At 72.0% G+C, this 21,901-nt stretch carries 21 protein-coding genes; 13 read left to right on the plus strand and 8 right to left on the minus strand.

Annotated elements, in window-relative coordinates; translation table 11 throughout:
• Positions 1-70: 70 nt before the first annotated feature.
• From GA0070215_RS07270 to GA0070215_RS07285, 3 genes are all read right to left on the minus strand, one after another.
• Positions 71-721 (minus strand): flavodoxin family protein, encoded by a 651-nt coding sequence (locus GA0070215_RS07270; RefSeq protein WP_026267627.1) that lies wholly within the window; start codon positions 719-721, stop codon positions 71-73.
• A gap of 62 nt (positions 722-783) precedes the next feature.
• Entirely contained in the window at positions 784-1,548 is a 765-nt protein-coding gene (locus GA0070215_RS07275; RefSeq protein WP_091043184.1) for a lysophospholipid acyltransferase family protein, read from the minus strand.
• A gap of 370 nt (positions 1,549-1,918) precedes the next feature.
• Entirely contained in the window at positions 1,919-2,329 is a 411-nt protein-coding gene (locus tag GA0070215_RS07285) for a MerR family DNA-binding transcriptional regulator (RefSeq protein ID WP_018784326.1), read from the minus strand.
• A 64-nt stretch (positions 2,330-2,393) separates the two neighbouring features.
• Between GA0070215_RS07285 and GA0070215_RS07290 the strand changes: the two genes are divergently transcribed.
• The 4 genes from GA0070215_RS07290 (at position 2,394) to cydB (ending at position 7,183) form a co-directional block, all read left to right on the plus strand.
• Positions 2,394-3,020: an NADPH-dependent FMN reductase gene (locus GA0070215_RS07290; RefSeq protein ID WP_091043715.1), complete on the plus strand. Its 627-nt coding sequence runs from the start codon at positions 2,394-2,396 to the stop codon at positions 3,018-3,020.
• 18 nt (positions 3,021-3,038) lie between these two features.
• Entirely contained in the window at positions 3,039-4,523 is a 1,485-nt protein-coding gene (locus tag GA0070215_RS07295) for a DHA2 family efflux MFS transporter permease subunit (protein ID WP_091043188.1), read from the plus strand.
• Between the two features lie 234 nt (positions 4,524-4,757).
• On the plus strand, positions 4,758-6,167 hold the full coding sequence (locus tag GA0070215_RS07300) for a cytochrome ubiquinol oxidase subunit I (RefSeq protein WP_208600298.1): 1,410 nt from the start codon (positions 4,758-4,760) through the stop codon (positions 6,165-6,167).
• 17 nt (positions 6,168-6,184) lie between these two features.
• Positions 6,185-7,183 (plus strand): cytochrome d ubiquinol oxidase subunit II, encoded by a 999-nt coding sequence (gene cydB, locus GA0070215_RS07305; protein ID WP_091043195.1) that lies wholly within the window; start codon positions 6,185-6,187, stop codon positions 7,181-7,183.
• Between the two features lie 70 nt (positions 7,184-7,253).
• Here cydB and GA0070215_RS07310 read toward each other — a convergent pair whose 3' ends face one another.
• Positions 7,254-7,940 (minus strand): hypothetical protein, encoded by a 687-nt coding sequence (locus GA0070215_RS07310; RefSeq protein ID WP_026267623.1) that lies wholly within the window; start codon positions 7,938-7,940, stop codon positions 7,254-7,256.
• A gap of 65 nt (positions 7,941-8,005) precedes the next feature.
• Positions 8,006-8,470 carry a peroxiredoxin gene (locus GA0070215_RS07315; protein ID WP_279616542.1) on the minus strand — a complete coding sequence of 155 codons (465 nt, stop codon included), beginning with the start codon at positions 8,468-8,470 and terminating at the stop codon, positions 8,006-8,008.
• A 101-nt stretch (positions 8,471-8,571) separates the two neighbouring features.
• Between GA0070215_RS07315 and GA0070215_RS27935 the strand changes: the two genes are divergently transcribed.
• The 7 genes from GA0070215_RS27935 to GA0070215_RS07345 all read left to right on the plus strand — a co-directional run bounded on the left by GA0070215_RS27935 (position 8,572) and on the right by GA0070215_RS07345 (position 14,365).
• Complete coding sequence (locus GA0070215_RS27935; RefSeq protein ID WP_018784319.1) at positions 8,572-8,712, plus strand: hypothetical protein; 141 nt, start codon at positions 8,572-8,574, stop codon at positions 8,710-8,712.
• Positions 8,713-8,836: 124 nt separating this feature from the next.
• Positions 8,837-9,565 carry an SDR family NAD(P)-dependent oxidoreductase gene (locus tag GA0070215_RS07320; RefSeq protein WP_018784318.1) on the plus strand — a complete coding sequence of 243 codons (729 nt, stop codon included), beginning with the start codon at positions 8,837-8,839 and terminating at the stop codon, positions 9,563-9,565.
• A 195-nt stretch (positions 9,566-9,760) separates the two neighbouring features.
• Positions 9,761-10,612 carry a pyridoxal kinase PdxY gene (pdxY, locus tag GA0070215_RS07325; protein ID WP_018784317.1) on the plus strand — a complete coding sequence of 284 codons (852 nt, stop codon included), beginning with the start codon at positions 9,761-9,763 and terminating at the stop codon, positions 10,610-10,612.
• A 99-nt stretch (positions 10,613-10,711) separates the two neighbouring features.
• Positions 10,712-11,176 (plus strand): helix-turn-helix transcriptional regulator, encoded by a 465-nt coding sequence (locus GA0070215_RS07330; protein ID WP_018784316.1) that lies wholly within the window; start codon positions 10,712-10,714, stop codon positions 11,174-11,176.
• Between the two features lie 5 nt (positions 11,177-11,181).
• Positions 11,182-11,592, plus strand: coding sequence for a VOC family protein (locus tag GA0070215_RS07335; RefSeq protein ID WP_091043719.1), 411 nt, complete (start codon positions 11,182-11,184; stop codon positions 11,590-11,592).
• 162 nt (positions 11,593-11,754) lie between these two features.
• Positions 11,755-11,964, plus strand: coding sequence for a hypothetical protein (locus GA0070215_RS28945; protein WP_244166905.1), 210 nt, complete (start codon positions 11,755-11,757; stop codon positions 11,962-11,964).
• 25 nt (positions 11,965-11,989) lie between these two features.
• Positions 11,990-14,365, plus strand: a complete 2,376-nt coding sequence (locus tag GA0070215_RS07345; protein ID WP_091043204.1) for an ATP-binding cassette domain-containing protein — start codon at positions 11,990-11,992, stop codon at positions 14,363-14,365.
• Positions 14,366-14,404: 39 nt separating this feature from the next.
• On the opposite strand, the gene GA0070215_RS07350 is transcribed toward GA0070215_RS07345, so the two are convergent.
• The 3 genes from GA0070215_RS07350 to GA0070215_RS07360 all read right to left on the minus strand — a co-directional run bounded on the left by GA0070215_RS07350 (position 14,405) and on the right by GA0070215_RS07360 (position 17,020).
• Complete coding sequence (locus GA0070215_RS07350; RefSeq protein WP_155945483.1) at positions 14,405-15,112, minus strand: response regulator; 708 nt, start codon at positions 15,110-15,112, stop codon at positions 14,405-14,407.
• A gap of 98 nt (positions 15,113-15,210) precedes the next feature.
• Positions 15,211-16,473, minus strand: a complete 1,263-nt coding sequence (locus GA0070215_RS07355; protein ID WP_167361491.1) for a sensor histidine kinase — start codon at positions 16,471-16,473, stop codon at positions 15,211-15,213.
• 7 nt (positions 16,474-16,480) lie between these two features.
• The gene (locus GA0070215_RS07360; RefSeq protein ID WP_091043209.1) at positions 16,481-17,020 is read right to left on the minus strand and encodes a hypothetical protein; all 540 of its coding nucleotides are present in this window, start codon (positions 17,018-17,020) and stop codon (positions 16,481-16,483) included.
• Positions 17,021-17,309: 289 nt separating this feature from the next.
• Between GA0070215_RS07360 and lanKC the strand changes: the two genes are divergently transcribed.
• Together lanKC and GA0070215_RS07370 are read left to right on the plus strand one after the other, a co-directional pair.
• Positions 17,310-19,946 (plus strand): class III lanthionine synthetase LanKC, encoded by a 2,637-nt coding sequence (gene lanKC / locus GA0070215_RS07365; protein WP_167361492.1) that lies wholly within the window; start codon positions 17,310-17,312, stop codon positions 19,944-19,946.
• A 348-nt stretch (positions 19,947-20,294) separates the two neighbouring features.
• Positions 20,295-21,557, plus strand: a complete 1,263-nt coding sequence (locus tag GA0070215_RS07370; RefSeq protein WP_091043217.1) for an MFS transporter — start codon at positions 20,295-20,297, stop codon at positions 21,555-21,557.
• The last annotated feature ends 344 nt before the right edge of the window (positions 21,558-21,901 follow it).

Consider the following 21,901-nt stretch of genomic DNA (forward strand, 5'->3'; position numbering starts at 1 on the left):
TGCACTCGCGGCCCTCGTCGGGGGCGGTTGGCCGGGTTTGCCCGGGCACCAACTGCAAGATCGGCGGGGGTCAGCCTGGCTGTGTGCTGGGTCCGGCGGCCGCGTCCCGGGTTCCGGGCGGCGGGTAGGGCTGCTCCGCGAGCAGCCGGGCCAGGTGGGCGCTGTTGAGCGCCAGCGCGGCGGTGGCGCGGCCGGTGGTGTCGGGTTTGGGGCGGGCGTCGACGTAGTCGGTCTTGTGCAGCGCCTCCCCGACCCAGTAGGTCGCCCCGGCGGCCGGGCAGGTGAAGCCCACCTCGTTGAGCGCCTGCTGCACCTCGGCGATGGTGTGGTGCGCGCCGTCCTCGTTGCCGACCACTGCCACCCCGCCGACCTTGCCGTAGGTGAGCAGCCGGCCCTGGTCGTCGGTCTCGGACAGCTCGGCGTCCAACCGTTCGAGGACCATCTTCGTCACCGACGAGGGCTGACCGAGCCAGATCGGGGTGGCGATGATCAGGATCTGGGCGGCGAGCAGCTTGGCGCGGATGGCGGGCCAGCCGTCGCCGTCGCCCTCGTCGACGGACACCCCGAAGCGCACGTCGTGGTCGACCACCCGGACGATCTCGCCGTCGACGCCCTGATCGGCCAGCGCGTCGAGCACCTCCTGACCGAGCACGTGTGAGCTGGACGTCGCCGGGGAGCGTTTCAGGGTGCAGTTGAGAACGAGTGCTCGAACAGCGGTCATGACGGTCCTCTCGACGTACGCGGTAAGCGTCATCTGATACCCGCCGTCGCGGCCGGAATGCCTCAGGTGCGGCGGCGGTGCGCGCGGCTGCCGTCCACCGGGCGGCCGGGGTCGACGTGCCGGGGCCGGTCGGGCTCGTCGGGACGCAGCAGCACCAGGTCGTCGGTGATCGCGTCGATGATCCGGTCGGTGGCCTGCCGGGCCGCGCCGGGGTAGTCCGGCCGTAGGTCGTCCAGCGGCACCGGGGCGCCGAAGTGCACCCGGATGGCGGGCCGGCGGACGACCGCCCGGGCCACCGCGCGCAGCATCCCCTTGGGCGCCCGGTAGGGCATCACCTCGTGCGAGCCCCACTGGGCCACCGGTACGACGGCGGCGCCGGCGGTGAAGGCGAGCCGGGCAGCGCCGGTCTTGCCGCGCTCGGGCCACATGCCCGGGTCGAGCCCGATGCGTCCCTCGGGGTAGACCAGCACCACCGACCCGCCGGCCACGGCCTGGGCGGCGACCTCCAGCGAGCGGTGCACCGCGGCGGTGCCCCGGTCGACGCGGATGTGCCCGGCACGGCGCATGAGCGCCCCGATCACCGGGGCGCGGAACAGCCCGCCGGTGGCCATGATCCGGGGCGCGACGCGCCGGACCCGGCAGGCGGCGGCCAGCACCACCGGGTCGAACGGGCTGATGTGGTTGGCGGCCAGGACGAGCGGGCCGTGGCGCAGCGCGTCGGGCACGTCGCCGGTGACCTCCAGCCGGCCGACCAGCCCGACGACGGCGCGGGCGAGCGTCTGCGCGCCCCGCCACAGCAGCGGCGCGCGCCAGGGGGTGCTGTTCATCAGTGCTGGATGGTCGCACGCGCCGGGCCGATCCCGGCACCCGGCACGGTGATCCCGGGGTGGAGGAAGAGCGGTACAGCGGTCGGCGCCGAGAATGATCTTGCGGGTCTCACCGCTCCGCCCAGCTCTCACATTCGCCTGCCTCGCCGATCTACGCACCGGCGACACCCTGATCATCTGGAAGATCGACCGGCATCGCCGAGTACGAAGCCGCCCTGATCAAGGAACGGGCAGTGGCCGGGCTGTCCGCCGCTCGCGCCCGCGGCCTCCGTGGCGGCCGTAAGCCGAAGATGACCCCGGCCCTGATCGGCAAGGCGCAACGGATGTACGACTCCCGTCAGTTCACCATGGCCGAGATCGCCACAGCTTTCTACCCGCGCCCCTGGTTGGGCACCTCGATGCGGTCGTCGATCTCGCACAGTCGACCGCCGGAGAGCATCTCACCGAGGTATGCCTGAAGTGCCGCGGTGCGCGCCTCGGCTTCGTCGATGAGCACAGCGGCGACACGTTGCCAATCCTGTGGCTCGGGGTCGTCAGGGAGCGTGACGAAGACGTCGGCGATTTCTCGGACGGTGAGTCCGACGCGCTGGGCGACCTTGGCGACCTTGATACGGCAGGCGGCGCTGTCGTCGAAGCGCCGCTGGTCGCCTGCGGTGCGGTGGGCGGTGATCAGCCCGTGCTGCTCATAGAAGCGCACGGCGGAGGGCGCCACCCCGGCCTCGGTCGCGACGTCCTTGACCGTGAGGGTGAAGCGGGCAGGGATCTGCGCTGCGATGCTCACTCGACCATGGTGCCCCACCCAGCGGCTTGACTTCAACATAAGTTGAAGGCCGAGCATGGCCGGCATGACCGATCCGACGTCCCCTTACAGCCCTTCGCCCGAGACCGCGTTGTCGACGGCCGACCGATTGGACCAGCCGCCGCTACGCCTGGCCGTCATCGCCGCCAGCGTCCGTAAGGAACGGCTGAGCCGCGTACTCGCGGACTGGGCCGCCGGCAAGGCGGCCGACATCGCCGACGTCGACCTGGTCGACCTGGCCGAGTGCGAGCTGCCCGACGACGAGCACCTGGAGCCTGGCGGCGGCCCCCGCTCGGCGATCGCCGACCACATCGATCGAGCCGACGGGTACGTCATCGTCACCCCCGAGTACAACCACAGCTACCCGGCCTGCTTGAAGCGGGCGATCGACTGGCACTACGGCGAGTGGATGTTCAAGGCGGCCACCGTGCTGTCGTACGGGGTGCAGGGCGGCTTGCTGGCCGCCGAGCACCTGCGCGGCGTCTTCGCCGAGCTGCACGTGGTGACCACCCGCCGTGTCGTCGGGCTACGCGCGCCGTGGAACGACATCGGCGACGACGGTTTCACTCCACCGCCCGGCACGGGCGAGGCCCTCGACGAGGCGTTGCGCGAACTGACCTGGTGGGCGACGACGCTGCACGTCGCCCGCCGCGACCGCCCGTTCCAGCGCTGAGCGCCGGCCGGACCCGCCATGGATGCTCGCGCACGTGTCATCGGCCTGGTGCTCGCCCTCGGTGGGCTGATGGTCATCGTCGACACCACCGTCACCCTGGTCGCGGTACCCGCGATCGTCGCCGACCTCGACTCGACCCTGCCTGCGGTGCAGTGGGTGACCAGCGGCTACCTGCTCGGCGTCGTCGCGGTTACCCCACTCGCCGGCTGGGCGGCGAACCGCTACGGCGCCCGCCGCGTGTACGTGGCCGCACTGGTGATCTTCACCCTTTCCTCGGGTCTGGCCGGTCTGGCATGGGACGCCGGGTCGCTCACCGCGTTCCGAATCCTGCAGGGCCTCGGCGGTGGTCTGCTCAACCCCGTGGGCCAGGCCATCGGTCTACGTTCCGTGTCCCGCGAGGCCCGCGGCCGATTGATGAGCCTGCTGGGCCTGCCCCTGATCATTGGCCCCGTCCTCGGCCCGCCTCTTGCCGGCTGGCTTGTCGACGCCGCCTCCTGGCGCTGGATCTTCCTCCTCAACGTGCCGATCGGCGCCGCCGCCGTGCTGCTGTGCGCGCGACTGCTGCCACGCCAACCCGCCGACCCCGCGTCGACCACGCGGATGGACTGGACCGGCCTGGCTCAGGTATGCGGCGGCGCCGTGCTGCTCGTGCTGGGGTGCACCCTCATCGGGGAGACCGGCGAGATGACCATCGAGGCGGCTGCCGCGCTCGGCGCGAGCGTGCTGCTCCTTGCCTCGTTCGTCGTCCGCGCACTGCGGATCGATGCCCCACTGGTCCACCTGCGGTTGCTGCGCCACCGACCCCTCGCCGGTGGCCTGGCCGTGCTGGTGTGTTTCGGCGCCGCCTACTTCGGAGCGATGTCGATCCTGCCGATCTACGTCCAAGGCGTCCGCGGCGACCCCGCCACCCTCGCCGGCACCATCACCATCCCGATGGCCCTCGCCGTCGGAGCGACTCTTCAGATCGCCACCCGACTGGTGGACCGCGTACCACCAGCACGCATCGTGTTCACCGGCGTGACACTGGGCCTGCTCGGCAGCATCGCACTGCTGATCACCACGACGAGCGGCGCGTCATACCCGATGATCGCAGCCGCGGCGGCCGTTCTCGGTGTTGGTTCCGGCGCCACCCTGATGCCGGCCATGACCGTGGCCGTGCGCGACCTGGAACACGAGGACACCCCCCGCGGTACGACACTGCTCGCGCTCGTCCAGCAGATCGCCAGCGCTGTCGGCGTTGCCCTCGTCGCCACCACTCTCACGGTTCTGGTGTCCACCCGGGTGACCGAACTGGGCACCACCGACAGCGGCGGGCTCGCTGCGATGCTCGCCCTCGATCCACCCGCCCGCGCCGAGCTCGAGACTCAGCTTGCCGGAGCGGTCGGCGGCAGCTACGCCGTCGCCGCAGCCTTCATGGCCCTGAGCGTACTGGCGGCGGCCGTGGGCCTGCGTCGCGTCGCGCGGGTCGAAGACCGGGCCGAGGGGTCAAGATCGCCAGCCTGACAGGGGTTTCCCGAGCCGGCTGTGCGTGCGCACGGTCATCACCACGTCCCCGCAGCGGCCTCAGCCGCTGCGGGGACGACGGGCACAGCGCATCCCGGGGACCGCGGGTCCTCCGGCAAGGGTGATCAGAGTCATTGGTCCCGGGCCGGGTCGGGCCCTGCGGCCCTGCCGCTTTCGCTACGACAGCGAGTAGTATCTACTACGTCTCGTAGTATGCTCAGCTGGGGGTTTCAGGTGGACGCGTTGGACGTCGCCCGCTGGCAGTTCGGTGTCACCACCGTCTACCACTTCTTGTTCGTGCCGTTGACCATCGGCCTGTCCGTGCTGGTGGCCATCCTCCAGACCATGTGGCACCGCACCGGCAACGAGCGGTACCTCAAACTCACCAAGTTCTACGGCAAGCTCTTCCTGATCAACTTCGCGATGGGTGTGGTCACCGGCATCGTGCAGGAGTTCCAGTTCGGCATGAACTGGAGCGACTACTCCCGCTTCGTCGGCGACATCTTCGGCGCTCCGCTGGCCATCGAGGCCCTGGTGGCGTTCTTCCTCGAATCCACGTTCATCGGCCTGTGGATCTTCGGCTGGGACCGGCTGCCCAAGCGTCTGCACCTGGCCGCGATCTGGGCCGCCGCGATCGGCACCAACCTGTCGGCGTACTTCATCCTCGCCGCGAACTCGTTCATGCAGAACCCGGTCGGCTTCCGGATCAACCCGGACAGCGGCCGCGCCGAGCTGACCGACTTCGTCGCCGTGCTCACCAACAAGGTCGCCCTGGTCACCTTCCCGCACACCCTGGCCGGCGCGTTCCTGGTCGCCGGCTCGCTGATGGTCACCGTCGGCCTGTGGCACGTGATGCGCAACCGCGACAGCGCCGACACCGGCGCGTACCGCTTCGCCACCAAGCTCGGCTCCTGGACGGTCCTGGTCTCCTCGGCACTGGTCATCCTCACCGGCGATATCCAGGGCAAGATCATGACCGAGGTGCAGCCGATGAAGATGGCCGCCGCCGAGGGCCTCTACACCACCGAGAGCCCCGCCTCGTTCTCCGTGCTCACCGTCGGCAGCCTCGACGGCAGCCGCGAGCTGTTCGCCGTCAAGATCCCGTACCTGCTGTCGTTCCTCGGCACCGGCGACCCCAACGGCACCGTGCAGGGCATCAACGACCTCCAGGCCCAGTACGCCAGCCAGTACGGCCCCGGCAACTACGCCCCGATCATCCCGGTCACCTACTGGAGCTTCCGCTTCATGATCGGCTTCGGGTTGGCCGCCGCCGCGATCGCGCTGCTGGTGCTGTGGAGCCAGCGCAAGGGCCGCACCCCCACCAGCAAGTGGCTGCTGCGCGCCGGCCTGGTCATGCCCGTGCTGCCGCTGCTGGCCAACTCCTTCGGCTGGATCTTCACCGAGATGGGCCGCCAGCCGTGGATCGTGTTCGGCGAGATGCTCACCCGCGACGGCGTGTCCCGCAGCGTCTCCCTGACCGAGGTGCTCACCTCCTTCACCGCGTTCACCCTCATCTACGCCGTCCTCGCGGTGGTCGAGTTCAAACTGCTGGTCCGCTACGCCCGCGCCGGCGTACCGGACGTCACCCCGCAGACCGACGACGACACCGACGACGCCGAGCGCCCGCTGGCGTTCGCCTACTGACACCCCGGAGCCCAACCGTGGAACTGACTACCGTCTGGTTTCTTCTCGTAGCAGTGCTCTTCACCGGCTACTTCATCCTCGAAGGCTTCGACTTCGGCGTCGGGATGCTGCTGCCGGTGCTCGGCCGCGACGACCGGCAGCGCCGCGTCCTGATCAACACCATCGGCCCGGTCTGGGACGGCAACGAGGTGTGGCTGATCACCGCCGGCGGGGCCATGTTCGCCGCCTTCCCCGAGTGGTACGCCACCCTGTTCTCCGGCTTCTACCTGCCGCTGCTGCTCATCCTGCTGGCTCTGATCGCCCGCGGCGTCGCCTTCGAGTACCGCCACAAGCGGCCCGAGGCGTCCTGGAAGGGCCGCTGGGACCAGGCCATCTTCTGGGGCTCGGCGATCCCTGCCGTGCTGTGGGGCGTGGCGTTCGCCAACATCTTCCGCGGTGTGCCGCTTTCCGCCGACCACGAGTACGTCGGCGGCCTGCTCGACCTGCTCCACCCGTACGCGCTGCTCGGCGGCCTGACCACGCTGGGGCTGTTCCTCACCCACGGCGCGGTGTTCCTGGCCCTCAAGACCACCGGTGACATCCGGGAGCGCGCCGGCGCCCTCGCCGTCAAGCTCGGCGTCGGCACCGCCGTGGCCGCCGTGGCGTTCCTGAGCTGGTCGCTGACCATCCGCTCCAGCGCCGCCGCCGTCGTGCTCGCCGTCGGCGCCGCCCTCGCCCTGCTCGGCGGTCTGGCCGCGGCCAGGGTACGCCGGGAGGGCTGGGCGTTCACCGGCACCGCCGTGGCGATCGCGCTGGCCGTGGCGACCCTGTTCGCGGCGCTGTTCCCGAACGTGATGCCGTCCACCCTCGACGCGGCGGGCACGCTCACCGCCACCAACGCCGCGTCCACCCCGTACACCTTGAAGATCATGACCTGGGTGGCGGTGGTGTTCACGCCGATCGTGCTGGCCTACCAGGGTTGGACCTACTGGGTGTTCCGCCGCCGGATCGGGGTACAGAACATCCCGCAACACTGATGGACCTGTGGGCGCAGGGGCGCGGGGCCGGTGCGAGGGGGTCGCACCGGCCCCGCGGGGCGTTCCGGGGTCAGCGCGCCTCGCGCAGCTCCGCCAGCCGCGCCTCGATCTCGGCCAGCTCGGCGCGCAGCTTCTCCGCCTGCTGCTCGGCCTCGGCCCGCTCGGCGGCCAGGATCTGCTCCACCGCCTCCTGCACGCCGGGCACGTCCACCAGCGCCACCATCCGCAGCGCCTCGGCGGGCTTCACCACGTACGGCCGGGCCAGCGCCTTCGTGCCCTGCTGCGCGGCGACCGTCCACTCGCCCTCGGCGTAGGCCAGCGTCACGGTGAGCCCCGGCGGGGTCTTCGGCTTCGCGGCCTTCACCGCCCGCTTCGCCGGCTTCGGCTCCGCCGCCGGCTGCTCGGCCCTCGGCTCCTCCCGTCGCGGCGCCGGCACCCGCGGCGTGTCCAGCACGAACGCCGGCTCCGGCGCGGCCGGCGGCTGCTCCGGTTCCGGCTTCGCCTCGGCGGCCGGACGCCGCCCCGCGCCCCTGGGGGCGATCGCCACGTCGGCGGGGGAGAACGGCAGCTCGTCGCGGCCGAACCGCACCACCACGAACTCCTCCGACGCCGCCGGGTCGGTCAGCTCCACCACCTGCCCGAGCTGCCCGGCCATCTGCCCGGCCGCCTCGGTGAACACCACCCGGGGCTTGCGGCCCGCCGCAAGGGCCTCCCGAATTCCCTGAACCTCGTCAGTGGACAAACCCTGACCCGCCATCACGCCCTCTTCCGTACACCTGTTTGACGCAGCCTTGATATCAGCCGGCTGCGACACCGCGATGATCAGCCCCCGAGGGCCCGCAGCGCCGCGTCGGCGTGCTCGTTCATGTTCAGCTCGTTGTGCACCACGGCGAGGACCCGCCGGTCGGTACCGATCACGAACGTCATCCGCCGGGTGCTCAGCGCGCCCAGCGGCAGCCGCCGCCGCACCCCGAACGCCCGCGCCACCTCGCCGTCGACGTCGGACAGCAGCGGGTAGTCGAACCCGTGCCGGCGGGAGAACTCCGCCTGCCGCTGCACCGGATCCCGGCTGATCCCCACCCGGGACGCGCCCACCGCCGCGAACTCCGCCGCCAGGTCCCGGAAGTGGCAGCTCTGCGCGGTGCAGCCCCGCGTCATCGCCGCCGGGTAGAAGAACAGCACCACCGGACCGGCGGCCAGGAACTCCGACAGCCGCCGTGGCGTGCCCGTCTCGTCCGGCAGCGTGAAATCCTCGACCAGGTCACCGACACCCACCGCGTCACTCATGACGTGAGGATATGTAGACATCGGCGATCCCGCTCCGTCGTACCGGGCGAGCGGCGGGGAGGCACCGCCGCACGACGCACGGTCACCACCGGCTGCACGCCGTGCGCGCCCACCTGCTCGAACTCCACGGCGACACGCAGGCCGCCGCCGAGCACTACCGGCTGGCCGCCCGGCTCACCGGCAGCCGGCCCGAACAGCGCTACCTCAACCGGCGGCTCGCCCGCCTCACCGACGGCGCCTGAGCGGCACCCCGGTCACCCCGCTGCCACCCAGCACCAACGCGCGCCCCATGTGACAGTCCTCTCCACCCCGGATGGTCCCGCCCACGGTAACGTCGCCCCCACCGCCAGGCAGGGGAGAAGGGCATTGACCTCCGTCACCATCATCACCGGGGGTGGGCGCGGCATCGGCGCGGCCACCGCCCGCCGCCTCGCCGCCGAGGGTCACGATCTGGTCATCGGATACCGCGCCGACCACACCGCCGCCGAGGCGGTGGCCGCCGACGTGCGCGCCGCCGGCCGCCGCGCGGTCACCGTCGCCGCCGACACATGCGACCCCGACGGGGTACGCCGCATCTTCGACGCCGCCGACCGGCTCGGCCCGCTCACCGGCCTGGTCAACAACGCCGGCGTCACCAGCCCGATCGGCCCGTTCACCGACCTGCGCGTCGACGACCTGCGCGAGGTCGTCGACGTCAACCTCATCGGGTACGTCCTGTGCGCCCAGCAGGCGGCCCGGCGGCTCACCCGCGGCGGCGCCATCGTCAACGTCTCCTCCGTGGCCGCGACGCTCGGCTCACCCGGCGAGTACATCCACTACGCCGCGGTCAAGGCCGCCACCGACGCCCTCACCGTCGGGCTGGCCAAGGAACTCGCGCCGCACGGTGTCCGCGTCAACGCCGTCGCCCCCGGGATCATCCGCACCACCATCCACGCCCGCTCCGGCGTGCCCGACCGTCCCGACACCGCCGCCGGCCGGATCCCGATGGGCCGCGCCGGGGAACCCGAGGAGGTCGCCGGCGCGATCGCGTACCTGCTCGGCCCGGACGCCTCGTACACCACGGGCGCGGTCCTGCGCGTCGGCGGCGGCCTCTGACCCGGCGGCGGCCCGGGGGATCTCCGCCCCCGGGCTGCCGCGTCGCGTCTCCTACTGAGGCCGGTCCGGGAACCACTTGATCAACGTGGAGACGGGGAAGGTCGAAAGCGTGAGCCGAACGGTCACCGCCGTCCCGACCCGGTCATCGCCCCACCACCGGCAGTCATCCGCGGCCGGAGATGCGACGATGACCGGGTGAAGATCCTGTCCATCCAGTCGTCGGTCGCCTACGGCCACGTCGGCAACTCCGCCGCCGTGTTCCCGCTGCAACGCCTCCGGCACGAGGTCTGGCCGGTGCTGACCGTGCACTTCTCCAACCACACCGGCTACGGCGCCTGGCGCGGCCCCCTGCTCGCCCCCACCGACGTCGCCGACGTCATCGCCGGGATCTCCGACCGCGGCGTGCTCGGCACCGCCGACGCCGTCCTCTCCGGCTACCAGGGCGACCCCGCCGTCGGCGCCGTCATCCTCGACGCCGTCGCCCGCGTCAAGGCCGCCAACCCGGCCGCCGTCTACTGCTGCGACCCGGTCATGGGCGACGTCGGCCGCGGCATGTTCGTCCGCCCCGGCATCCCCGAATACCTGCGCGACACCGTCGTCCCGCGCGCCGACATCGTGACCCCCAACCAGTTCGAGCTGGAGTTCCTCGCCGGCCGCACCACCGGCACCCTCGACGACCTGCTCGCCGCCGTCGACGCCGTCCGCGCCACCGGCCCCCGGCACGTCCTGGTCACCAGCGTCCTGCACGGCGACCTGCCCGCCGGTCACCTGGAAGTCGTCGCCGTCTCCGACGACGGCGCCTGGGCCGTCACCACGCCGCTGCTGCCGATCGCCCCCAACGGCGGCGGCGACGTCACCGCCGCCCTCTACCTCGCCCACCTCACCACCACCGGCTCACCGCGGACCGCGCTGGAACGCACCACCAACTCGATCTACGCGGTACTCGAGGCGACCCTCGAAGCCGGCACCCGCGAACTGCAACTCGTCGCCACCCAGGACGCCATCGCCGACCCGCCCACCCGCTTCACCGCCCGCCGGCTGCGCTGACCCACGCCCCGGGTGCACCGGGCACGGCCGGTGCACCCGGCGACGACCCGCCGCCCACACTGGTGGACGACACCGCCGCCGAGCAGGCAGGATGCGGACGTGCCACCGCACCCGGCCACCGACGACCCCGCATTCGCCCAGCGGCTGCGCGACCTCACCCGCCTGCGCCGCGTCCGCGACCGCATCGACCGCGAATACGCCGAACCCCTCGACGTCGAAGCCCTCGCCCGCGGCGAGCACATGTCCGCCGGGCACCTCAGCCGCCAGTTCCGCCAGACCTACGGCGAATCCCCGTACGCGTACCTCATGACCCGCCGCATCGAACGCGCCATGGCCCTGCTGCGCCGCGGCGACCTCAACGTCACCGACGTCTGCTTCGCCGTCGGCTGCCAGTCCCTGGGCACCTTCACCACCCGGTTCACCGAACTCGTCGGCGAACCACCCGGCGCCTACCGCGCCCGCCACGCCCCCGACACCGCCGAACCACCCCCGTGCCTGACCAAACAGGCCACCCGGCCGATCAGGAATCGAGAAGCCCGCACCGGCCGGCCACCACTACCGTGACCACCATGACGATCACCATCCACTACGCGTTCCTGCCCCACACCGACGCCGACGCCGCCCTCGCCTTCTACCGCGACACCCTCGGCTTCGAACTGCGCAACGACGTCGGCTACCAGGACATGCGCTGGCTCACCGTCGGCCCGCCGAACCAGCCCGAGACCGGCATCGTCCTGCACCCGCCGGCCGCCGACCCCGGCATCACCGACGACGAACGCCGCACCATCCTCGAACTGATCGCCAAGGGCAGCTACGGCGCGCTCACCCTCGCCACCGACGACCTCGACGGCCTGTTCGACCGCCTTCAGGCCGGCGGCGCCGACGTCGTCCAGGAACCCACCGAACAGCCCTACGGCGTACGCGACTGCGCCTTCCGCGACCCCACCGGCAACCTCATCCGCATCAACGAGCGGCGCTGAGGCCCACTCCGTGAGCGACGCACCCGCGCCCGGCGCCGCGACGACACCGCCCACCGCCTCGACCACGACGTCGACTGCGGGGTCGCCACCGCCGGCCCCGACGGGCCGCAACCTCGCCGCCGCCGCGCCCGCGTCGGTCTCGGCCCCACCCGCGACGTCACGATGATCGACGGCGACGTGGAAACCCTCGCCGTCGACGCCCTGCCCACCGAACACGGGGACCGCTTCGGCACCCGAACCGGCTTCGACCCCCGTACCCTGATCACGCCCTACCGTTGGCACCGCATCACACCACGCCGCATCCAGGCCTGGCGTGAAGCCGACGAACTGCCCGGCCGCACCCTGAAGCGCGACGGCCGCTGGCTCGACTGACACCGCAACACCGGACGGAGACACCATGAGCAAGGCCACCACCGGCCTGCACCACGCCGACAGCCACGACATCATCCGCGTCCACGGCGCCCGCGAGAACAACCTGCGCAACGTCGACGTCGAGATACCCAAACGCCGGCTCACCGTCTTCACCGGCGTGTCCGGCTCCGGCAAGAGCTCACTGGTCTTCGGCACCATCGCCGCCGAGTCCCAGCGCCTCATCAACGAGACGTACAGCGCCTTCGTCCAGGGCTTCATGCCCACCCTGTCCCGCCCCGAGGTCGACGTCCTCGAAGGCCTCACCACCGCCATCATCGTCGACCAGGAACGCATGGGCGCCGACCCCCGCTCCACCGTCGGCACCGCCACCGACGTCAACGCGATGCTGCGCATCCTGTTCAGCCGCCTCGGCGACCCCCACATCGGCCCGCCCAACGCCTACTCGTTCAACGTCCCCTCCGTACGCGCCGCCGGCGCCGTCACCGTCGACCGCGGCCCCGGCAAGACCCAGACCAAGAAGGGCACCTTCAACCGCCTCGGCGGCATGTGTCCCCGCTGCGAGGGCCGCGGCGCCGTCACCGACTTCGACCTGACCGTCCTCTACGACGAGAAACTGTCCCTCAACGAGGGCGCCATCACCATCCCCGGCTACAGCATGGACGGCTGGTACGGCCGCATCTTCCGCTCCAGCGGCCTGTTCGACCCCGACAAGCCCATCCGCGACTACACCAAGCGGGAACTGGACGACCTGCTCCACAAGGAGCCCACCAAGATCAAGGTCGACGGCATCAACGTCACCTACACCGGCCTCGTCCCGGCCATCAGCAAGTCGATGCTCGCCAAGGACGTCGACGCCATGCAGCCGCACATCCGCGCCTTCGTCGAACGCGCCGTCACGTTCACCACCTGCCCCGACTGCGACGGCACCCGGCTGGCACCCGAAGCCCGCTCCTCGAAGATCAAGGGCATCAACATCGCCGACGCGTGCGCCATGCAGATCAGCGACCTCGCCACCTGGGTACGCGACCTGCGCGAACCCTCCGTCGGCCCGCTGCTCACCGCGCTGGGGGACACCCTCGACTCGTTCGTCGAGATCGGCCTCGGCTACCTCAGCCTCGACCGCCCCGCCGGCACCCTCTCCGGCGGCGAGGCACAGCGCACCAAGATGATCCGCCACCTCGGCTCGTCCCTCACCGACGTCACATACATCTTCGACGAACCCACCATCGGCCTGCACCCGCACGACATCGCCCGCATGAACAACCTCCTGCTACAACTGCGCGACAAGGGCAACACCGTCCTGGTCGTCGAACACAAACCCGAAACCATCGCCATCGCCGACCACGTCGTCGACCTCGGCCCCGGCGCCGGCACCGCCGGCGGCACCATCTGCTACGAGGGCACAGTCGCCGGCCTGCGCGACAGCGGCACCACCACCGGCCGCCACCTCGACGACCGCGCCACCTGCAAGGACAAGCTACGTACGCCCACCGGCGCCCTGCCGATCCGCGGCGCCCGCACCCACAACCTGCGCGACGTCGACGTCGACATCCCCCTCGGCGTCCTGGTCGTGGTCACCGGCGTCGCCGGCTCCGGCAAGAGCAGCCTCATCCACGGCTCCCTGGCCAAGCGTGAGGACGTCGTCAGCATCGACCAGACCGCGATCCGCGGCTCCCGCCGCAGCAACCCGGCCACCTACACCGGCCTGCTCGACCCCATCCGCAAGGCCTTCGCCAAGGCCAACGGCGTCAAACCCGCCCTGTTCAGCGCCAACTCCGAAGGCGCCTGCCCCACCTGCAACGGCGCCGGTGTCATCTACACCGACCTCGGCATGATGGCCGGCGTCGCCAGCACCTGCGAGGACTGCGAGGGCAAACGGTTCCAGCCCGCCGTCCTCGACTACCACCTCGGCGGCCGCGACATCAGCGAGGTCCTCGCCATGTCCGTCGACGAGGCCGAGACGTTCTTCAGCGACGGCGAGGCCCGCACCCCCGCCGCCCACACCGTCCTCGACCGGCTCGCCGACGTCGGCCTCGGCTACCTCACGCTCGGCCAGCCCCTCACCACCCTGTCCGGCGGCGAACGGCAGCGCCTCAAGCTCGCCACCCGGATGGGGGACAAGGGCGGCGTGTACGTCCTCGACGAACCGACCACCGGCCTGCACCTGGCCGACGTCGCCCAACTACTCGGCCTGCTCGACCGGCTCGTCGACGCCGGCAAGTCGGTCATCGTGATCGAGCACCACCAGGCCGTCATGGCGCACGCCGACTGGATCATCGACCTCGGCCCGGGAGCCGGCCACGACGGCGGCCGGCTCGTCTACGAGGGCACCCCGGCCGATCTCGTCGCCGCCCGGTCCACGCTCACCGGCGAACACCTCGCCGACTACGTCGGCGCCTGACCGCCGCGCCCGCTGAGGCTCCCGGCCGCGCCGCGGGCCTCAGCGGGACAAGCCGGCCATCCGGGCCGGCGGCGCCGTCCCGGGCTCCACCAGCCCGCACTGGTACGCGGCCACCACCGCGTGCGTCCGGTCCCGCATCCCCAGCTTCGTCAGGACCCGGCTGACGTGGGTCTTGACCGTCGCGTCACCGAGCACGAGATGCTCGGCGATCTCCCGGTTCGACATCCCGTACGCCATGAGCACCAGCACCTCGCGCTCCCTCGGCGTGAGCCCGCGCATCTGCACCGGTGTGGGCAGCCCCGGGTCGGGCCGGGCGGCGAGGTCGTCGAGCAGCCGCCGGGCCACAGCGGGATCCAGCCACGCCTCTCCGGCGGACACCGCCCGGATGGCCGACACCAGTTCCTCGGGCGCGGCGTCCTTCAGCACGAAACCGGAGGCGCCCGCCCGCAGCGCGGCATGCACCGCCTCGTCCACGTGGTAGGTCGTCAACATGATGATCCGCACCGGCCGGTCGGCGTCACCGATCAGCTTCTCCTCGGCCATCAGCCTCGTCGCGGCCAGGCCGTCGGTGCCGGGCATCCGCACGTCCATGAGCACCACGTCCGGGCGCAGCCGGCGACCGAGTTCCACGGCCTGCGCTCCATCGCCGGCCTCGGCGACGACCTCGATGTCCGGCTCGTTCGTCAGCAGCATCGCGAGTCCCGCCCGCACGAGCGGCTGATCGTCGGCGAGCAGCACCCTGATCATGAAGGCTCCCGTCGTCGGCGGCCGTGACCACGGCCCCACCACATGATCATCGGTGCCGGCGTCGCCGGCCAGCCTGATGTCGCCCAACGGACACGCGTTCACCCGACAGCCGGCACCCCGCCGTCACCCGGCACCGCCACGACGTCGCCGCGCTGCGCGACCGGCAGCGTCGCGCTCACCCGGAACCCGCCCTCGGGACGCGGCCCGGCGACCAGGCGGCCACCGACGCGTTCCAGCCGTTCGGCGAGGCTGACCAGCCCGTTGCCGGTCGACAGCCCCGCCGCCGCGCCGCCCGGGTCACCGCCCGTGCCGTCGTCGTCGACACGCAGCAACACCACCCGCTCCTGCCACCCGAAATGCACAGTCGCGCAGGCACGCCGCCCGACGTGCTTCAGCGTGTTCGTCAAGCTCTCCTGCACCGTCCGGTACGCCGCCAGCTCGATACTCGGATCCAGCGGCCTGGGGCTGCCGGACACCGACATCGTCACCGTCAGCCCCGCGCACCGCATCGACGTCAGCAGCACCTCGATGTCGTCCAGCCGCGGCTGCGGGCCCGGCTCACCGCCGGCCGCCGGACCCGACTCGGCCCGCATGACCGCCAGCAGCCGGCGCAGCTCCGCCATCGCCTGCTGCCCCGCCTGCTGAATGTGCAGCAACGCCTCCCGGGTGCGCTCCGGGTCGGAAGCGCTGATCCGCGCGGCACCGGCGGCCTGCAGAACCATCACGGTCACCGAGTGGGACACCACGTCGTGCAGCTCGGCGGCGATCCGGCGACGCTCCAACGCCACCGCCTCGGCCCGGGCCAGACGCCGCTCCCGTTCCAGATCGGCCACCCGCCGCCGATGCCGCCGCACCACCGACCCGGCCGCCCACGCGGCCGCGTAGATCAGCGCGAACATCAGCGCGGTGACCACGAACTCCCCGGCCCGCGCACCCGGGTTCGGCTCCACCCGGAACGAGTCGAGCGCGCTGAGCAGACTACGCGCGCACGCCGCCGCGAACGCCACCGCCGACACCACGAGCGGCCGCAACGCCGCCACCGTGTACAGGGCGACGATCAGGCCCACCCACGGCCGGTAGTCGTGCACCAGGAACCACATCGCCACACCGTGGGCACACTGGAACCCGAAGACGGCTACCGGTGCGCGGGCCCGCCACCACAGGGCACCGATCGACAGCACCGCGGCGAGCACCTGCACCCACTGCCGGACCGGGCCCACCGGCTCACTCTGAATCACCACCGACGAAGCCGTGAACAGGTCGAGCAGGCACAGCACCGGCAGCAGCAGAAGATCGTGACGCCACCATCTCGCAGCCCGCGCCGGGGCAGACGGCGCCACCGCACCGGTCACCGTGGTCATCGGCGGGCTAGGAGTCTTCGGCGGGGCAGCCGATCCCGAACAACCGGCACGTCCACGACAGCGGAGAGCCGTCGTCGTCACCTCCACCATCCGGCGTCGCCGCGCTCACCCGGTGCGTGGTCACCGGCACACCCGGCCGGCCCGCGGCGGCCAGCACGACCGGCGACACCACGCCACCGGCGGCGTCCGCGGCCACCCGCCACCGCCGGTCCCCGTCGTCGGCGAGCAACGCCAGCACCCGGCGCACCGCCGACGCGTCGGTGCCGTACCCACCGGGAACCGTCTCACCGGCGAGGGACACCATCAGCAGGTCCGCCGGGTCACGGTGCAGCACCGACACCTCGGCCACAGTGAGCGACCGCGCGTCCGGACCGGTCACCCCCACCAGACGCACCGCGTCACCCGAGCGCGGCCGGCCCGCACCCACCGTCCGCAGCAGACACCGCCGGCCGTCCAGCGCAACCCCACGCGCCACCGTCACCCAACCCGCCGGCCGCTGCGCCTGCAGGAACAACACCGTCGGCGGCGACTGGACCTCGGTCTCCATCAAGGACCTCCAGAGAACAGAAAGATGCGGGCGGACGACCCGCGTACGCGACGAATTCTGGCCGACACCAGGCCCGGCGGACGTCCCCGTACCGGGTGACATCCGGTGTCACCTTCCGGACGGACCCCCCGGCACCCCGGACCGGACCGGGGCGGACACCGAACCTCGCCCCACGGCCGGACGCCGGAACCGGCCGGCTACGACCACGATGGAACCAGTCCGGACGACGGCAGCCACACACCGAACACCCCGGACACCCATCCCACCCGTCACGGCCGCGAGGTTCGCCATGCCCACGCCCGGTGCCTTCCTGATCGCCGACCCGATCCACGTCGACTCACCGGCGTACGTCGCCGACACGGCGAACCGGTTCCCGCTGGCCGGCCAGACCCCGCCCGACGGATGGCGCATCGCCGAGCACGGCGGCTGGGTCATGTGGCACCCCACCCACACGCAGCTGCCGCAGCAGGGCTGGAAGGTGCACGTGTCAGTGGGCCTCGACGACGCCGCCGACGTACTCGACCTGGTACGCGACCACTGCGTACGCCACCGGGTCGCCTTCAAGTTCCAGCGCAGCCGGCGACTCGCCCTGGTCAACAACGAGAAGTACGCCCACCGCGCCGGCAGCGGAAAACTCGCCGCCCTGTACCCGGCCGACGACACCGCCCTGCGCCGCATCCTCGACGACCTCGGCACCCGGCTGGCCGGCTACCGCGGCCCATACGTCCTCAGTGACCTGCGCTGGCACGACGGACCCCTCTACCTGCGCTACGGCGGATTCGCCGAACTCTGGTGCGTCGACGGCGACGAACCCGTCCCCGCCGTCGTACGCCCCGACGGAGTCCTCGTCCCCGACCGGCGCGAACCCGTCTTCACCGTGCCCGACTGGGCCCCCGTACCCGACTTCGTCGCCGAACACATCGCGGCAGTGGACGCGCAGACCGCCGACGACCCGCCCTACCGCATCGACGAGGCCCTGCACCACTCAAACGCCGGCGGCGTCTACCGCGCCACCGACCTGCGCGACGGCCGCACCGTCGTCCTGCGCGAAGCCCGGCCGCTGGCCGGGCTCGACGGAGCAGGAACAGACGCCCTCACCCGCCTGCGCCGCGAGGAGGACATGCTGCGGCGCCTCACCGGCCTCGACTGCGTACCACGACTGCTCGACCGCCTCACCTGGTGGGAACACGAATTCCTGGTCGAGGAGTTCGTCGAGGGCGACACCCTCCAACACCACCTGGCCATGCGGCACCCCCTGATCCACCCCGACCCCACCGACCAGGACCTCGCCGACTACACCACCTGGGCGCTCGACGTCATCGACCGCGTCGAGACGGCAATGGCCCAGATACACGCCAGGGGAGTGGTCTTCGGCGACCTGCACACCGCCAACGTCATGATCCGGCCCGACGGCCGGATCGTCCTCGTCGACTTCGAACAGGCGTACCTGGCCGACGAGGACTTCACCCCGTCACTCGGCGACCCCGGCTTCGCCACCCCGCGGATACGCCGCGGCCCGGCCGTCGACGAATACGCGCTGGCCTGCCTCCGACTCGCCGTCTTCATACCGATCACCCAACTCACCGCACTGACCGACGAGAAGTTCCACGACCTCGTCACCGCCGCCCGACGGTTCCCCCTGCCCGCCGGATACCTCGACCGCATCCAGGACGACCTGCACACCGCACACGCCACGCCCGCCCGCACCGCTGCCTCCGAGCACACCCGCGTCACCCGCGTCACCCGCTTCCCATGGCCCACCGGCCACACCGCCGACCACACCCCGCTGCTCGAATCACTCGCCGCCGGAATCCGCGCCACCGCCACCCCACACCGCACCGACCGGCTCTTCCCCGGCGACCCCGGACAGTTCCCGCACGGCGGCGCCACCCTCGCGCACGGCGCCGCCGGCGTCATCTGGGCACTGGTCAGCACCGGCACCCACTACCCCGAACGCGACGAACACCTCGACTGGCTCGTCCGCGCCGCACAACGCCTACCCGCCACCCACCTCGGCCTCTACGACGGCCTGGCCGGCATCGCCGCGCTGCTGCACCGCACCGGACGCCACGACGACGCCGCGGAACTCCTCGACCGATGTCGCACCGGCCTCCACGACCAACACGGCCCCGGCCTGCACAGCGGCCTCGCCGGCATCGGACTCGCCCTGCTCCGCACCGGCACTCCCGCCCCCGACGACGCCCTGCGCATCGGTGACCGGCTCACCCGCACCCTCACCGGCGACACCAGACACCCCGTACCCGAACCCGCACGCCCCGGCCTGCTCCGCGGCTGGTCCGGCCCCGCGGTCTTCCTCACCCGGCTCCACGAAGCCACCGGCGACCCCGCCTGGCTGCACGCCGCCCGCACCGCCGTCCGCCGCGACCTCGAACACACCGTCCGCGACGACAACGGCAACCTCCACGTACGCGACGGCGCACGACGACTGTTCTACCTCGACGAAGGCAGCGCCGGCATCGCCGTCGCCGCACACACACTGCTCCACCACGGCGAACGCCCCTGGCTGCGCGACATCGTCACCACCGTCCGCCGCACCGTCGACGTCGAGTTCGTCCTCCTGCCCGGCCTCTTCCACGGCCGCGCCGGACTGCTCGCCACCGCCGCACTCCTCGCCGACGAACCGCCCCACCCCACCCCGAACCGTCCCGTCAGCCTCGTCCGCGACGCCGCGACCCGCCGCCACCCCGCACACCTGGCCCGGCTCGCCTGGCACGCGTACGCCCTCGACGGCCACCTCGCCTTCCCCGGCGACACCCTGCTGCGCATCTCCACCGACCTCGCCGCCGGCGGCGCCGGAATCCTCTCCGCCATGCACGCCGCGCTGCACCACACCGGAGTCACACTGCCCTTCCTCGACGCACCCACCCACGTCGCGACCACCGGCCACCTCCTCGCCGCGAGCTGAACCAGCCGGCACCCACAGACCCCGTCGGCACCCACCGACGGCCCTCCGGGACACACCGGAGGCCCGACCACCACACCCACGAAGGAGGTGAACCCCCATGACGAAGCTCCTCAACCTGCAGGCCATGGCCACGCAGAACGGCACCCGCCACGCGGTCCCGCCGCAGTCCAGCAGCATCAGCATCGCCTGCTGCAACGGCTGAGACGGCAGTGGCGACAGGGCCACCGGCCCCGGCCACACCTGATCCGCCTGGCGACCCGGGCGGGCGGCCCCCCGCCCGCCCGGGTCCGTCGTCTACCCACCCGGTGGAGCCGACCTCCCGCCCGCCACCACGCCCACGGAGCCCTCATGCCGCCCACCGGCCTGCGACACAACCGCGACTTCCTCCTGATCACCGTCGCCCGCACCGCCTCGAAACTCGGCACCCAGGTCACCGCCGTCGCCACACCGCTGCTCGTCCTGATGACGACCGGTTCCGCCACCGACGCCGGCCTCGTCGCCTTCGCCGAAGGCATGGCCCTCGTCCTCGTACTCCTGCCCGCCGGCCTGCTCGCCGACCGCCGCGACCGGCGCATCCTCATGCTCTGCTGCGACGGCGGCGCGCTCCTCGCCGTCACCGGCGTCACCGTCCTCGCCCTCATCGGAGACGCGCCCGTCCTGCTGATCGCGCTCCTCGCCGCCGCCACCGCCGGCCTCGGCGCCGCGCTGCAACCCGCCGCCGCGGCGGCCACCCGCGCCGTCGTTGCGGCCCGCGACCTGCGTACGGCCACCGTGTTCAACGAGACCCGCAACGGCGTCGTCCACCTGGCCGGCCCACCGTTCGGCGGCTTCCTGTTCGGCCTCGCCCCGGCCCTGCCGTTCCTCGTCGACGCGATCTCGTACGCCGTATCCCTGGTCGCCGTGGCCCTGCTGCGCGGCCCGCTCGGCCGGACCCTGACCCAGCCGGGGGAGTCCCTGCCCCGGCAGGCGGTCGCCGGCGTACGGTTCCTGTGGCGGCACCCCGCACTGCGGTTCACGCTGCTCAGCGGCGCCGTCCTGAACTTCGCGTTCGCCGGTGTGCTGCTGGCGATCATCGTCGTGCCGGTCCGCAACGGGGCCTCCGGCCTGTCCGCCGGAACCGTCATGGCGTGCGTCGGGCTCGGCGCCGTCGCCGGGTCGCTCGTCGCGTCCTGGCTGACCGCCCGGGTACCCACCCGCTGGCTGATCCTCGCGGTCATCTGGGCCTGCGGCGTGTTGACCGCCGCCATGGCCACCACCGACAACGGACTGGCGCTGGGCGCGCTGGCCGGCGCCTGCGTCCTGGTCGTACCGGCGGCGAACATCAGCATGCTGACCCTGCAGACGCTGTTGACCCCCGGCGAGCTCCAGGGGAGGGCGAACGCCGCCACCAGCTTCATCGCGCTGGTCGTGGCGCCGTTCGGCCCGGCGTTGTCCGGCCTGCTGATCGACCGGGTGCCGGCCCCGATGGTGTTCGGCAGCTTCGCCGCCGTCATGCTGGCGCTCGCCGGCGTGGCGGCCCTCGCGCCGGCTGTGCGTGACATGCCGGATCTGCGGTCCGTCGATGACGTGGAGGCCGGCGAGGCCGAGCACCGCGACCCGCAGCCTGCCTGAGCGCCTCTGGCGGTGATTCGATAATGTACATTATGTCAAGTAACCCGGAGACGGGACCTCCCCGAGCGCTCGCGCGAGCAGGTGACCGCTTCGGCAGGCCTTCGGGTGCAGGCGGGTCGATTAGCGCACCCCTGGCGAGCGCTGGCACCGACAGTGAGCTCGCCGTCCGCCGCCAGCCGCCTCGCACCGACAGACACGACATCGCCCGGCGTTGCCCGCCGGCAGGCACCAATCGCCTGAACCCCACCTCGCTCCATCCACCGTCCGCCGATCATGAAGTTGACGGCGACAAATTGGACAGCACTCCCGGTCAACCTCATGATCGCCCGGAGCTGCCGCCGGTT

It is taken from the genome of Micromonospora marina, assembly GCF_900091565.1.
GTDB lineage: Bacteria > Actinomycetota > Actinomycetes > Mycobacteriales > Micromonosporaceae > Micromonospora > Micromonospora marina.